A 13,471-nucleotide genomic window follows, 5' to 3' on the forward strand; every position below is an offset into this window, starting at 1 on the left:
CGAACCGAAGGAATTCCATTCCCCATGATTTTGCAGCACCCGCGATTTTCCTCAGCAGACTGATCACATTCCATGGAACAGCAGGTCAAAGGCTGGACAGCCCATTAGCAGGCACGTAACGTCAGGAACACCACGAACTGCACCCCTGTGAGCAGAAGGGCATCCACATGGACTGGATAATTTGGGTCATTGTCATTGTGTTGGCCATTGCCATTGTTTGGTGGCTTATGAACCGCAACAAAGCACGTAATTCGTCCTCAACCCACGCTCCCGCCGCAATGGAGCCCGCCAACGCCACAACCCTGCCGGATGCGGCCGCAGCAACAGCCGGGGTGGCAGGCCTGGCCGGCGTCACCAACCTGGGTAAGGCGGCCGCCGAGGGCAGCGGCACCTCCGGCGACGAATCCCCCCGGGATCCGGCAAGGGAACCAGCAGGGCAACCCGCCCGGGAATCTGTGGACGAGTCCATCGCTGATGAACCGGCCGACCTCAAAGCCCGCAGGGACCAGGAGGCTGACGACGAGTCGTTGGCCGGGGACATAAAGGCTGGGCCAGCCGCACGTAAGGGTGACGAATCACTCGTGCAACCCGCCCGGGAACCAGTGGCAGCCCCATCTCCCGACCCCGCGCCGTCTCCCACCCCCGGCCTCACAGTGGAGGAGCCCGTTGTTGCCGCTCCCGTGGTGGAGGAACCGGTGGTTGAGGAACCCGTGGTGGCCCAGCCGACAGTCGACACCGACGCCGCTGTGTACTCGGCTGACACGGGGCACACAGCTGACACGGCACACACAGCCGATCCTGGCGACGTTGACGACTGGGATGCGGGTGCTTCGGAGCCCGCAGGCAAGGATGCTGCAGACAAGGCCGAGTGGGAATCGACATGGACCGACTCATCAGGGGCTCCAGTCCACCACCACGAGTACACGGACGCGCACTCCCCCACCCTCCCGGGCGCCGAGTCTGCAGCGGCAGAGGACCCCACAACCTCCGGGCACCTTGCCGCCGAGCACCCCTACGGAACCGGCTCCTCCAGCATTGCGGGAGACGCCTATCCCGTCAAAGCCAACGCGGCGGCCATGACGTACCACGACGAAGACACTGCGGACTATGACGACGTTGCCGCTGACGTGTGGTTTGAATCGGCCGCGCATGCAGAGGCCGCGGGGTTCAGGCCACCAAGGCGCAACAGGCACTGACCCGGCAAGCCACCACTTGACCGGTAACTACGGACCTCGGTAACGGACGCTGGCATGGGCACGCACTCACCGGAACGGCGAAGACTGCTGATGTTTGCCGCCGCGTTCGCGACAATCCTGGTGATGACAGGCTGCACGGGCAGCCCGTCATCCCCGGGAACCGCGGTAACGCCGAACCCCACCACCACGGCCCCAGTGCCTTCCAGCCCCGGCAGCAGCGAAAGGCCAGCAGGAGGTCAAGGGACAGCCGGCAGCCGGCAGGCTCCCGAGATCACTGAAAAGCTCGACGTCGGGTTGCAGCTGCCGTGGTCGGTGGTGTTCCTGCCGGATGGAACCGCAGTGGTATCAGAGCGCGACTCCGCCCAGGTCAAAGCCATCAGTGATGGCAGGTCCACCACCGTAGGCGAGGTTGCCGGCGTCGTCCCTGGAGGCGAAGGCGGCCTCCTGGGCCTCGCAGTGTCTCCGACGTTCCAGAACGACCGCTGGCTCTATGCCTATTTCACGTCCGCCAGCGACAACCGCATTGCAAGGATGAAGCTGGGCGAAGACAGCAGGGGGACGTTGTCGCTGGGCGAACCCGACGTAATTTTTTCGGGAATTTCGAAGGCTTCAACCCACAACGGGGGGCGAATCCGCTTTGGCCCCGACGGGTTCCTCTACGTGGGCACGGGAGACTCGCAACGCCGGGATCAGCCGCAGGACACCAATGCCTTGGGTGGCAAGATCCTGCGCATCACCCCCGAGGGACGGCCGGCACCCGGAAATCCCTTCGGCGACAATCCCGTCTTCAGCTACGGACACCGCAACGTCCAGGGTTTGGCATGGGACAGCGAGGGAAGGTTGTGGGCCAGCGAGTTCGGCCCGGACGTGGATGACGAGTTGAACCTGATCACGCCGGGCGGCAATTACGGGTGGCCCACAGTCACCGGCGCACCGGGAAGGAACGGCCTGATCGATGCAAAGGTCGTGTGGCCTTCGACATCCGAAGCTTCTCCGAGCGGCCTGGAGATCGTCGGCGACGTGGCGTACACAGGCGCCCTTCGCGGTCAACGGCTGTGGACGGTACCGCTCGACGGCGAGTCAGCCGGAGAACCTGTGGCCTATTTCACAGAACAGCACGGGCGGCTGAGGGATGTCGCCCGCGCCCCGGACGGCACTTTATGGCTGGTCAGCAACAACAGAAACCCCGACTTTGCGCTGATTCTGCGGGTCGCGTCGTAGGGTCAGTGATGGGGCATGGGCCGATTTCACAGTTGGGCGGATGTCGTGTAGAGTTACATGTCGTTGCGGAGATCGCCGGGGAAAGAAAAGCTCCCGGTTTGGTCGAATTCAACAGCTGCACCTCTAGCTCAACTGGCAGAGCAATTGACTCTTAATCAATGGGTTCCGGGTTCGAGTCCCGGGGGGTGCACCAAGAAAGGCCTTGGAGTGAATTTCACTCCAAGGCCTTTTTCATTTCCGCAGGGCTTTGGAATCATCTCTTCATGGCATGCATCACTCCGGGGTCATGATGGTTTTGAAGTGTCGAAATCTGGTGTAGAGTTATTTGTCGTTGCGGAGCTCAACGAGGAATACGAATTCCCCTGAGAGCACGAAACAACAGCTGCACCTCTAGCTCAACTGGCAGAGCAATTGACTCTTAATCAATGGGTTCCGGGTTCGAGTCCCGGGGGGTGCACCAATAACAAAGGCTCCGGATCGTGAAAACGATCCGGAGCCTTTTATGTTTCCGATCCACGGCGTTCCGGGACGGAACGCCGTGGATCGGGCCCTGGGGTAGGTCAGCTTTGCGCGACGTCGGTGGCTTCGTCGCTGGGTTCCGGCTCAGGAGCCGGTAAACCAGCGAGCCCCCGGACGACAATCCTCAGTTCCTCCCGCAATCGTGCGGTATCAACGGCAACGGGCGCCAAGACGTCCTGCTCAAGCTTCACTGCTTCTGCGAGAGCTGCACTGCCGGCCTCTGTCAGGGTCACCACATGGCTCCTGCGGTCGGAGTCGCTGCGCTGGCGCGCGATGTGCCCGTGCAGCTCCAACCGCGCAAGAGTAGTACCCATTGTCTGGGCCTTGACCCGTGCGACTTCGGCCAACGCCGCCTGCGTAATTGCGCCTTTGGCGGCAAGCACTTGCATGGCAATGACCCCGGCGTGGGTAAGGCCGATGGACTTCAATTTTTCGTTCCACGAGATTTCCACCAGGCGCGCAGCTGTCGAAAGCAATCGGGTGGTGGGCCATCTCTCCATATCTGGCATGCCGACAGTATATGCGCGGACGGGGAGCCAGCGCGGCTCCTCCCCACTAAACTGGGAAATCGCGATCCCCAGCAAGGAGCATATTGTGGCAGAACGACTTATCCCGGGCGACGTTGCCCCCCACTTCACACTTCCCGACGAAACCGGCAAAAGCGTCAGCTTGTCGGACTTCCAAGGGCGCAAAACCATCGTGTACTTCTACCCTGCAGCCTCCACCCCGGGGTGCACCAAGGAAGCATGTGACTTCCGTGACACCCTGGCCTCTCTCCAGGCTGCAGGCTACGACGTCGTTGGCGTCTCCCCCGATCCCGTCAAGGCACTGGCCAAGTTTGCAGCCGAAGAACAGCTGACGTTCCCGCTGCTCTCGGACGAGGACCATGCAGTGGCTGACGCTTACGCGGCCTGGGGCGAGAAGAAGAACTATGGCAAGACCTACATGGGATTGATCCGGTCCACCATTGTGGTGGACCCCGAGGGGAAAGTGTCCCTGGCGCAATACAACGTCCGCGCAACCGGGCACGTTGCCAAGCTTCGCCGGGACCTCAAGCTGGACAAGTAGCGGGTACACTGGAGGCCGATGGCGGGCCGCCCCAGGGCACCGGCCATCAGCCAGCGCGAGTGGTGAAATTGGCAGACACGCAGGATTTAGGTTCCTGTGCCTTCGGGCGTGGGGGTTCAAGTCCCCCCTTGCGCACAGCATTGAAACACACAGTGGCCATAGGCCACCCGGAATACCCCCGGTTGCAGAACTCTGCAGCACGGGGGTGTTTTTTCCTCAAGCAGCGGGGATGGCTTCCTGAAAATGTGCTGGGAAGTGCACTCAGGACGTTCAACTAGACTGGAATGCGGTCTGGCCGAAGCCGGCCACAGCACTTCCAACCGGCTTGAGGGGACAAGAGTGGCAAGCAGCAAAATGCGGCGCCTGACCGTACAGTTCGGAGCTGCCGTAGCGGTTTTGGGGCTGGCAGCGTGCACGGGAACACCGGGCCCGGCACCGTCTTCGTCCTCCAGCAGTACCGCTCCGGTGGAGCCCACCGCCACCTTCAACTTCGGCACAGCATCCATGCCGCTGGGACTCGATCCCGCCATGACCGCGGATTCCGAGTCCTACCGTGTCACTCGGCAGGTCCTCGAAGGCCTGGTCGGCGTGGATGGCGCCACCGGTGAGACAACTCCACTTCTGGCTACGGAGTGGAAAGACAGCAACAACGGGCTCAGCTACGATTTCACGCTCCGCTCCGAGGTAACCTTCCACGACGGCACTCCACTGGACGCTGCCGCTGTCTGCGCAAACTTCAATCGCTGGTTCACCTTTCCCGCTGAACTCCGGAAACAAGCACCCGGCATTTCGTTCCAAGGGGTGTTCAAGGCCTATTCCGATGAGCCGGTGTTCTCCATCTTCAAGGACTGCAAAGTGGTCTCGGCCAACGACGTCCAGATCAACCTGACGCGGCCCTTCACCGGTTTCCTGCAGGCGCTGACCCTCCCTGCTTTTGCCATCTCCTCGCCCACCGCCCTTGAAGCGCAAAAGGCGAATGTGCTGAACCAGACCTTGAACGGCCAGGCCGTGTCCGCCTATGCCAGCCACCCCGTAGGCACGGGCCCCTATGAGTTCAGCGCTTGGGATGAGAACAGACTCACGCTCTCCACGTACAAGGGGTACTGGGGCAACAGGGGCCAAATAGCCACCATCAATTTCATCCCCTTCGATCGCGCCGAAACGCGGCAGCAGGCCCTCCTGGACGGGAAGATCGACGCCTACGACCTCGTAACACCCGGAACCTTTGACCAACTGGTCAAGAAGGGTGTCCAGATCATCCAGCGCGACCCGTTCTCCGTGATGTACCTCGGGATCAACCAAGCCGTGGCGCCCTTGGAGAAGCTCGAAGTCCGCCAGGCCATCGAAATGGCAGTAGACAAGGAAACGCTGATCCGGCGGTTCTTCATCGACAACACTGCACAGGCCTCACAGTTCGTGCCGCCCAAGCTCAGTGGGTTCAACAACAACGCCCCGTCCCTCGGGTACAACCCGGAGAAGGCCAAGGAACTTCTGGAAAAGGCGGGCTACAAGGGTGAGGAAATCAAGTTCTACTACCCGCTGAACGCCACCCGCGCCTACATGCCCACTCCCGAGAAGATCTATGCCGAAATCAGCCGCCAACTGGTTGCTGTTGGCTTCAACATCAAGCCAGTGCCGGTGGACTGGGAGGGTGGCTACCTGCAACGGGTCCAGTCGGCGGGAGATCGTGGACTGCACCTTCTGGGCTGGAACGGCTCCTACGCCGACGCCGATAACTTCCTGGGGCCGCTCTTCGGCGAAACACGGCCAGAGTTCGGCTATGCGGATTCGGAAGTCTTCCACAAGATCGAGCGGGCACGCGCCATGCCCGACGGAGACGACCGCAACGCCCAGTACCAGGCCATCAACGCAGAGATCGCGGCCTCGGTACCGGCAGTGCCGATCGCCTTCCCCATCTCCGCTTTGGCGTTGTCCAACAAGGTGGAAAGCTACCCGGCTTCACCGGTCCTCAACGAAGTTTTCACGAACGTCCGCTTAAAGCCTTGACGTTCGCCCGCAATTTCAGTATTGGGTCTTCGCGGGGATATTCTGTGACAGCCAGTGCCGCCGCTAACGGAGATTGATCGTGACCTTCATTTCCAAGACTCAACATGCCGACGTCGTCCTTATTGGCGGCGGAATCATGAGTGCCACCCTTGGTGCGTTCATCAAGCAACTCGAACCCACCTGGACCATCTCCCTGTTCGAACGACTCGACGAAGCGGGGCTTGAGAGCTCCGGACCGTGGAACAACGCCGGCACCGGGCATGCCGCGCTGTGTGAGCTTAACTACTCCCCCGCAGCCAAAGACGGCTCCGTGGACCCTTCCAAGGCCCTCCACATCAACGAGCAGTTCCAACTGTCACGTCAGTTCTGGTCCCACCTGGTGGACACCAAAGTCATTGGATCCCCCAAGGGCTTCATCAACACCGTCCCGCACATGAGCTTCGTCATTGGCGACGACCACGCGAACTTCCTCAAGACCCGGTACGAGGCACTCAAGCCCAATACGCTGTTCCGCAGCATGGAATACACCGAGGACCAGGACCAGATCGCACAATGGGCTCCCCTGATCGTCAAGGGACGGGACCGCAAGCAGCGCGTGGCCGCTACCCGCGCAGCTGAAGGCACCGACGTCGACTTCGGCGCCCTGACGCGTGAGCTCACAACCTACCTGCAGGACAGTGGTGCCGAGGTCAACTACGGGCACGACGTCACCAACATCAGCCGCGCATCCGGTGGTGGATGGGACCTGTCCATCAAGCACCCCAAGTCCGGCGAGCACGGCCGCATCCACGCGAAGTTTGTCTTCGTGGGAGCCGGCGGCGGTGCCCTCCACCTGCTTCAGGCCTCCGGTATTCCTGAGAGCAAGGGCTACGGCGGTTTCCCCGTTTCCGGCCAGTTTTTCCGCTGCACCGACGACGCCATCACGTCACAGCACAGCGCCAAGGTTTACGGCCAGGCATCCGTGGGCGCGCCGCCCATGTCCGTCCCGCACTTGGATACGCGCTACGTGGACGGCAAGCGTTCCCTCCTGTTCGGCCCGTACGCCGGTTTCTCCACCAACTTCCTGAAGACCTCCAGCTACCTGGATCTTCCGCTGTCCATCCGACCCGGAAACATCATTCCCATGTTGGCTGTGGCCAAGGACAACATGGACCTCACCGCGTACCTCATCAAAGAGGTTGCCAAGCGGCACGAGGCCAAGGTTGAGGCTCTGCGTGAGTACTACCCCGAGGCATCCGGTGGCAACTGGGAACTGATTACCGCTGGCCAGCGTGTACAAATCATCAAGAAGCACCCTCAGAAGGGTGGCGTCCTGCAGTTCGGCACCGAGGTCATTGCCTCCCGCGATGGTTCCATTGGCGCGCTGCTGGGTGCCTCGCCGGGCGCTTCAACGGCGGTACCGATCATGATCGAGCTGCTGCAGAAGTCCTTCCCCAAGAACTTCAAGGGCTGGCAGTCCAGGCTCAAGGACATGATGCCGGGCTATGGCGTCAAGCTCAACGAGAACCCTGAGCTCGCTGCCGAACTGGAAGCAAGCACCGCGCGGTCGCTGCAGCTTGACGTGGCCAACGCCGTCCAAAGCTAGGCCATACCCGGGGCTGCGGCCGGTTCCCGTCAGACGAATCGTTACGTAGACCCTGGGAGTCAATGCAATGTTCCGCCTGGCCAAGCTTTCTCTGGGAAACCGGGCCCTGATCGCGCTGATCACCGTCTTTGCGGCGGTGTTCGGCGTGATCACCATGGGATCCCTGAAGCAGGAACTCATTCCGTCCATCGAGTTCCCGCAGATCACTGTGGTGACCTCCATGCCCGGGGCTTCCCCGGAGGTCGTGGACAAGCAATTGAGCCAGCCCCTGGAAACAGCACTGAACAGTGTTGAGGGACTGGAGTCCACCACGTCGACCTCCCGCAATGGTGTATCGCAGATCACCATGGTATTCACCTACGGGTCCAACCTTGACCGGGCACGGAACCAGATCGACCGGGCCATCTCCAACGCCAAGCGGGTGCTGCCCGCCGACGTCGAGCCCCAGTCCATTGCCGGGAACATCAGCGATTTCCCCATCGTCTACTTGGCCGTATCCTCGGACAAGCCCCTCAGTGAACTCAATGCCGACCTCTTGCGGCTAAGCGTTCCCCGGCTCCAGAAAATCGACGGCGTCCGCGGCGCCGATGTGACGGGCGGGGCCAGCCAGCACATCCAGATCCAGCCCCGTCCGGCAGACCTGGCCAGCAGCGGTGCATCCATCCAGGCCATCAGTAATGCCCTGAAGAACAACGGAACCTTGGTCCCCGTCGGCACCATCGAGGACCAAGGCAAGACGTTGTCCCTCCAGCTGGGCAGTCCCGTGGATTCCCTGGACATCATTAAGGGACTTCCCCTGACAGGGGCAAAGAATGCTGCCACCATCGGGGCAGTGGCCGACGTCAGCATCGAGGACGACGCCGCTACCTCCATCACGCGCACCAATGGCAAGCCGACGCTGGCACTGTCCGTCACCAAAAAGCCCGAGGGCGATACTGTGGCGATCTCGCATGCCGTGCGCGATGCGATCGGACCCATGCAGGACGAACTGGGCAACAACGCCACCTTCACGCCGGTCTTCGATCAGGCCCCGTTCATCGAGAAGTCCATCAAGGACCTCACCACCGAAGGCCTTCTTGGACTGGGCTTCGCTGTGGCCGTCATCCTGGTATTCCTGATGTCCGTGCGGTCCACCCTGGTGACCGCCGTCTCCATACCGCTGTCCCTTTTGATCACCTTCATTGGCATCTACGCCACCGGCTACTCACTGAACATCCTCACTTTGGGCGCACTGACCATTGCGATCGGACGTGTGGTGGATGACTCCATCGTGGTGATCGAGAACATCAAGCGACACCTCAGCTACGGCGAACACAAGCTCACCGCCATCCTGACTTCCATCCGTGAAGTCGCCGGAGCCATCACGGCCTCCACACTGACCACCGTGGCCGTCTTCCTGCCCATCGCCTTTGTAGGTGACCTCGCTGGAGAGCTGTTCCGGCCGTTCGCCCTCACAGTGACCATCGCGCTGTTGTCGTCATTGTTGGTTTCGCTCACGATCGTTCCGGTACTGGCCTACTGGTTCCTCGCGTCCCCGGCAAAGGGCGCTGATGCGGCGGCCTCCACCCAGGAGGCGGCAAAGAAGGCCCGGGACGCCGAGCAAAAGAGCAGGCTCCAGCGCGGTTACCTTCCGCTCCTCGCGAAAACACAAAAGCACCCGGTCATCACGCTGTCGGCCGCGGCTTTGGTGCTCGTGGCGACCGTTGCCGTTTCACCGCTTCTGGCCACCGACCTGCTGGGCCGTTCCGGCGAGAACAGCATGACCGTACGCCAGGTCCTGCCCGCCGGGACAAGCCTGCAGGCCACCAGCGATGAAGCCGCCAAAATCGAAGACGCCCTGAAGGGCATCAACGGCATCAAGGACGTGCAGGTCACCTCCGGAAATGCGCAGACAGGCTTCGCTGCCCTGACATCAACCGGTTCGTCCAACTCGACGTTCACCATTGTCACCGACGAGAAAGTGAACCAGGCCAAGCTCCAGGATGAGGTTAGATCACAACTTGAAGGTGCCGCGGGGAAGGTTACCGTCGGGTCCCAGCAAGGCGGCTTCGGTACGTCCTCCACAGTGGACATCACCATCCGGGCGGCTAACTCCGCCGACCTCCAGACTGCCAGCGACGCCATGGTAAAGGCCATGGACGGGGTGCCGGGCAGTTCCGAGGTAGCTACCAACCTCGCGTCCAAGCAATCGGTGGTCCAAGTCCGCGTTGACCGCGCGAAAGCCGTTGCAGCCGGCTTGACGGAGGAACAGGTAGGGGCCTTCCTGGCCACCACCGTCAGCCCCATCCCTGCCGGTACCGTCCGGATCGATACCAACGACTACCCGGTACAGATCGGTGAGGGCACACGCTTCACCAGCATCGCTTCAGTCCGGGCACTCCAGCTCCCCACAGCACGCGGCGGGGTGGCGTTGGAATCCATTGCCGCAGTCGAGCAGGTTGATACTCCTGTCTCCATCACCAGCAGCAACGGGCAACGAACCGCGCGGGTGACCGTGACGCCGTCAGGTTCCAACCTGGGCAGCGTGAGCACCGCCGTTCAGGAGCGCCTGGCATCAGTGGAACTTCCGGCCGGGGTCACCGCCACCATCGGCGGTGCCACAACCCAGCAGGCCGAGTCTTTCCGGCAGTTGGGCCTGGCACTGCTGGCGGCCATCGCGATCGTTTACGTCATCATGGTGGCCGCATTCAAGTCACTCATCCAACCGCTGATCCTGCTGGTGTCGGTTCCTTTCGCCGCCACGGGCGCCGTCGGCTTGCTGTTGGTGACCGGTGTTCCGCTGGGCTTGCCTTCGCTGATCGGCATGCTGATGCTGGTGGGCATCGTGGTGACCAACGCAATCGTCCTGATCGACCTCATCAACCAGTACCGCAAGCCCCACGATGGCAGCCCGGGCATGAACGTGGCAGACGCCATCACGCACGGTGCCCGCCAGCGCCTCCGCCCCATCCTGATGACGGCATTGGCCACGGTGTTCGCACTGACGCCCATGGCCTTGGGACTCACGGGCGGCGGCGGGTTCATTTCACAGCCCCTGGCCATTGTGGTGATCGGCGGGCTGGTCTCCTCCACGGCCTTGACGCTGGTGCTGGTCCCGGTACTTTACAAGCTGGTGGAGGGACGCCGGGAGAAGAAGGACCTGCTGAACGCCCTGCAGGACAAGCCGACGCCGACCGGAAGCGGCTCGTCGGACGAATTCCAGGATTGGACCACGGGCATGATTCCCAGGGTCAAGGGCCGCCGCGCAGCCCACCATCCCGGCGAATAGCAGCCACCGCCAACAGACTTACCTTGCAGGGCAGGGCCGGGAACAATTCCCGGCCCTGCCCTGTTACAGGTACCGATACATGCAAATGCATCTAGTTTGAGGTACACTGTTGAAAGAGCCCGGGACCACGGGCAGGGAGAAAGGCACATCATGCAGATCGGCGTATTCAGCGTCAGCGACATCACCACTGACCCCACCACGGGCCACACGCCCACGGAAAACGAACGCATCAAGGCGTCCGTTGCCATCGCCAAAAAGGTCGAAGAAATCGGTATGGATGTCTACGCCCTGGGCGAGCACCACAACCGGCCGTTCTTCTCCTCCTCCCCCACCACCACACTGGCTTACATCGCCGCGCAGACCGAGCGCATCACGCTCTCCACTGCAACCACGCTCATCACCACCAATGATCCGGTGAAGATTGCCGAAGACTTCGCCATGCTTCAGCACCTCTCCGACGGCCGCGTGGACCTGGTCCTCGGCCGTGGCAACACGGCGCCGGTCTACCCCTGGTTCGGCAAGAACATCCAGGACGGCGTCGAACTCGCGATCGAAAACTACAGCCTGCTCCGCAAACTGTGGGATGAGGACACCGTCAATTGGTCCGGCAAGTTCCGCACGCCGCTGCAGAACTTCACCTCCACTCCTCGACCGCTCGACGGCGTGGCTCCGTTCGTGTGGCACGGTTCCATCCGTACGCCGCAGATCGCAGAGGTTGCTGCGTACTTTGGCGATGGCTTCTTTGCCAACAACATCTTCTGGCCCAAGGAGCATTACCAGCAGCTGATCGGCCTCTACCGCGAGCGTTACGAGCACTATGGACACGGCAAGGCAGATCAGGCGATTGTGGGCCTCGGCGGGCAATTCTTCATGAGGAAGAACTCCCAGGACGCTGTCAAGGAATTCCGCCCGTACTTCGACAATGCGCCGGTCTACGGCCACGGACCGTCGCTGGAGGACTTCACCTCCCAGACGCCATTGACCGTAGGAAGCCCCCAGGAAGTCATTGAAAAGACCCTGACCTTCCGCGAGGCCTTTGGGGACTACCAGCGCCAGCTGTTCCTGATCGACCACGCCGGCCTTCCCCTGAAGACTGTCCTGGAGCAGTTGGACCTCTTCGGCGAGGAAGTCCTTCCCGTCCTGCGCAAGGAATATGCTGCCATGAAGCCGGCACACGTGCCGGATGCTCCGACGCACGCATCCCGCGTTGCCGCAGCATTGGAAGAAAAAGTCAGCGAATCCGCAACTGCCGGTGCCGCGGGGCAGGACGCCTGATGTCCGGTCCAACGGGGGCTGCGTCCTCCGCCGTTCGCCTCGCCGCCGAAACCTGGGAGTCGTTGTTCCGCTCCCAGGTGGCGGTGATGCGGAAGCTTCAGTCAGGACCGGCGTTCAAAACCCTTCCAGTCAAGGAATACGACGTTCTTTTTACGCTCTCCAAGTGCCCGTCGGGGCAGCTCAGGCTCAACGAAATCAACGACAAAGTGCTGTTGAGCCAGTCGAGCCTGAGCCGCTTGGTGGACCGTCTTGAGAAGCGCGGCTTGGTGGAGCGGACGGCAGCCCCCGACGACGGCCGCGGAGTGTTGCTCTCACTCACCGAAGCGGGCAGCGAACTTCAAAAAACGATCGGGCGGGAACACGTGCGGGACATCGCCCACTTGGTGGGACCGGCCCTCACCCCCGAAGAACAGCGCGAACTCCTTCGTCTAGCGGAAAAACTCCGTGCGTCCGTGGCGGGACACTAACGAAGGCTGACGGGCTCCCGGAGATCCTCTACCGGGAGCTCGCCATTGACCGAGGCACTGACTTTGAGGGTCTTCAGTGTCAGGCTGCCACCCACAGTGGAGAGGAACGCCGTATCCGAGGAATCCCGGCCTGCCGTGATCCTCAGCATGGATTCACGGGGGGCCAGGCCCGTGGGGTCGATAATGTACCAAGCGCCGTCAATGTACGCTTCGGCCACGGCATGGAAATCCATGGGACTCAACCCGGGGGCGTACACAGCTGCGAGCCGGGCAGGTACATCCTTGGCCCTCAACAAGGCGATGGCCAGGTGGGCGAAATCGCGGCACACCCCCTTGCGGTGCAGCAACGTTTCCACGGCACCATCGGTACCCCGTGACGAACCGCTGACGTAGCGGAGTTCCGCGTTGACCCAGTTGCGGACCGCCTGGAGCAGTTCGGCTCCTTGCAGCGAGCCAAACTCGGCGTAGGAGGTGGGCAGCAGCCTGTCAGACTCCGCATACCTGCTGGGCCTGACGTAGCGGATCAACTCCATGGGAGTAGACGTTTCAGGGATGCCAAAGCCGTGAACAGTGGCGCGGTACTCCACCATCACTTCACTGGGCTCGGTGAACTCAAGGTAATGGAATCGGCCACCGTGGTGGTCGCTGAGTTCGGCGAAGGGAAGCTCGTCACCGGCGGAGGTGATGGACAGGGTTTCCGTCACTGAGTCGTAACCGGAATTCCGGGCCACGGCTATTGCCATGGCTACTTTGGTGCTGGCTGCGGTCTTGAAAACGAGCGTGGCAGCAACGTTGCGTTCCATTGATCTCCGGGATATGTTGCGGCGGGCAGTCCCCAACGGCGCCGTATGTGTGAAGCAGCCAA

Annotated in this window: 10 protein-coding genes and 3 tRNA genes; 11 read left to right on the forward strand and 2 right to left on the reverse strand. The window is 61.8% G+C overall.

Annotation, left to right across the window (positions count from 1 at the left end; genetic code table 11):
* Positions 1-167 precede the first annotated feature (167 nt).
* From ABQM86_RS13050 to ABQM86_RS13065, 4 genes are all read left to right on the forward strand, one after another.
* Positions 168-1,196, forward strand: coding sequence for a hypothetical protein (locus tag ABQM86_RS13050; RefSeq protein WP_369744612.1), 1,029 nt, complete (start codon positions 168-170; stop codon positions 1,194-1,196).
* 54 nt (positions 1,197-1,250) lie between these two features.
* Positions 1,251-2,417 carry a sorbosone dehydrogenase family protein gene (locus tag ABQM86_RS13055; RefSeq protein WP_369744614.1) on the forward strand — a complete coding sequence of 389 codons (1,167 nt, stop codon included), beginning with the start codon at positions 1,251-1,253 and terminating at the stop codon, positions 2,415-2,417.
* A 117-nt stretch (positions 2,418-2,534) separates the two neighbouring features.
* A tRNA-Lys gene (locus ABQM86_RS13060) sits at positions 2,535-2,610 on the forward strand.
* A 191-nt stretch (positions 2,611-2,801) separates the two neighbouring features.
* Positions 2,802-2,877 (forward strand) — tRNA-Lys (locus ABQM86_RS13065).
* A 100-nt stretch (positions 2,878-2,977) separates the two neighbouring features.
* Here the strand turns inward: ABQM86_RS13065 and ABQM86_RS13070 are convergent.
* Entirely contained in the window at positions 2,978-3,445 is a 468-nt protein-coding gene (locus ABQM86_RS13070) for a MarR family winged helix-turn-helix transcriptional regulator (protein ID WP_242703328.1), read from the reverse strand.
* 85 nt (positions 3,446-3,530) lie between these two features.
* Between ABQM86_RS13070 and bcp the strand changes: the two genes are divergently transcribed.
* The 7 genes from bcp (at position 3,531) to ABQM86_RS13105 (ending at position 12,606) form a co-directional block, all read left to right on the forward strand.
* The gene (bcp, locus tag ABQM86_RS13075) at positions 3,531-4,004 is read left to right on the forward strand and encodes a thioredoxin-dependent thiol peroxidase (RefSeq protein WP_337339677.1); all 474 of its coding nucleotides are present in this window, start codon (positions 3,531-3,533) and stop codon (positions 4,002-4,004) included.
* 53 nt (positions 4,005-4,057) lie between these two features.
* A tRNA-Leu gene (locus ABQM86_RS13080) sits at positions 4,058-4,139 on the forward strand.
* Between the two features lie 204 nt (positions 4,140-4,343).
* Positions 4,344-6,011: an ABC transporter substrate-binding protein gene (locus ABQM86_RS13085; protein WP_280623045.1), complete on the forward strand. Its 1,668-nt coding sequence runs from the start codon at positions 4,344-4,346 to the stop codon at positions 6,009-6,011.
* 79 nt (positions 6,012-6,090) lie between these two features.
* On the forward strand, positions 6,091-7,596 hold the full coding sequence (locus ABQM86_RS13090) for a malate:quinone oxidoreductase (RefSeq protein WP_207593842.1): 1,506 nt from the start codon (positions 6,091-6,093) through the stop codon (positions 7,594-7,596).
* Positions 7,597-7,663: 67 nt separating this feature from the next.
* Positions 7,664-10,864 (forward strand): efflux RND transporter permease subunit, encoded by a 3,201-nt coding sequence (locus tag ABQM86_RS13095; RefSeq protein ID WP_369744615.1) that lies wholly within the window; start codon positions 7,664-7,666, stop codon positions 10,862-10,864.
* A 150-nt stretch (positions 10,865-11,014) separates the two neighbouring features.
* Positions 11,015-12,139, forward strand: coding sequence for an LLM class flavin-dependent oxidoreductase (locus ABQM86_RS13100; RefSeq protein WP_207593844.1), 1,125 nt, complete (start codon positions 11,015-11,017; stop codon positions 12,137-12,139).
* Positions 12,139-12,606 (forward strand): MarR family winged helix-turn-helix transcriptional regulator, encoded by a 468-nt coding sequence (locus tag ABQM86_RS13105; RefSeq protein ID WP_369744617.1) that lies wholly within the window; start codon positions 12,139-12,141, stop codon positions 12,604-12,606. The genes ABQM86_RS13100 and ABQM86_RS13105 overlap by 1 nt, the downstream gene beginning before the upstream one ends.
* Here the strand turns inward: ABQM86_RS13105 and ABQM86_RS13110 are convergent.
* On the reverse strand, positions 12,603-13,409 hold the full coding sequence (locus ABQM86_RS13110; protein WP_369744618.1) for a transglutaminase family protein: 807 nt from the start codon (positions 13,407-13,409) through the stop codon (positions 12,603-12,605). The two genes, ABQM86_RS13105 and ABQM86_RS13110, sit on opposite strands and share 4 nt — an antisense overlap.
* Between the last annotated feature and the right edge of the window lie 62 nt (positions 13,410-13,471).

This window comes from Paenarthrobacter sp. AMU7, assembly GCF_041200195.1.
GTDB lineage: Bacteria > Actinomycetota > Actinomycetes > Actinomycetales > Micrococcaceae > Arthrobacter.

Coding starts and splice junctions, on each gene's coding strand:
- ABQM86_RS13050 (WP_369744612.1), top strand. CDS start 168: ATGGACTGGATAATTTGGGTCATTGTCATTGTGTTGGCCATTGCCATT.
- ABQM86_RS13095 (WP_369744615.1), top strand. CDS start 7,664: ATGTTCCGCCTGGCCAAGCTTTCTCTGGGAAACCGGGCCCTGATCGCG.
- ABQM86_RS13105 (WP_369744617.1), top strand. CDS start 12,139: ATGTCCGGTCCAACGGGGGCTGCGTCCTCCGCCGTTCGCCTCGCCGCC.
- ABQM86_RS13055 (WP_369744614.1), top strand. CDS start 1,251: ATGGGCACGCACTCACCGGAACGGCGAAGACTGCTGATGTTTGCCGCC.
- ABQM86_RS13100 (WP_207593844.1), top strand. CDS start 11,015: ATGCAGATCGGCGTATTCAGCGTCAGCGACATCACCACTGACCCCACC.
- ABQM86_RS13110 (WP_369744618.1), bottom strand. CDS start 13,409: ATGGAACGCAACGTTGCTGCCACGCTCGTTTTCAAGACCGCAGCCAGC.
- ABQM86_RS13070 (WP_242703328.1), bottom strand. CDS start 3,445: ATGCCAGATATGGAGAGATGGCCCACCACCCGATTGCTTTCGACAGCT.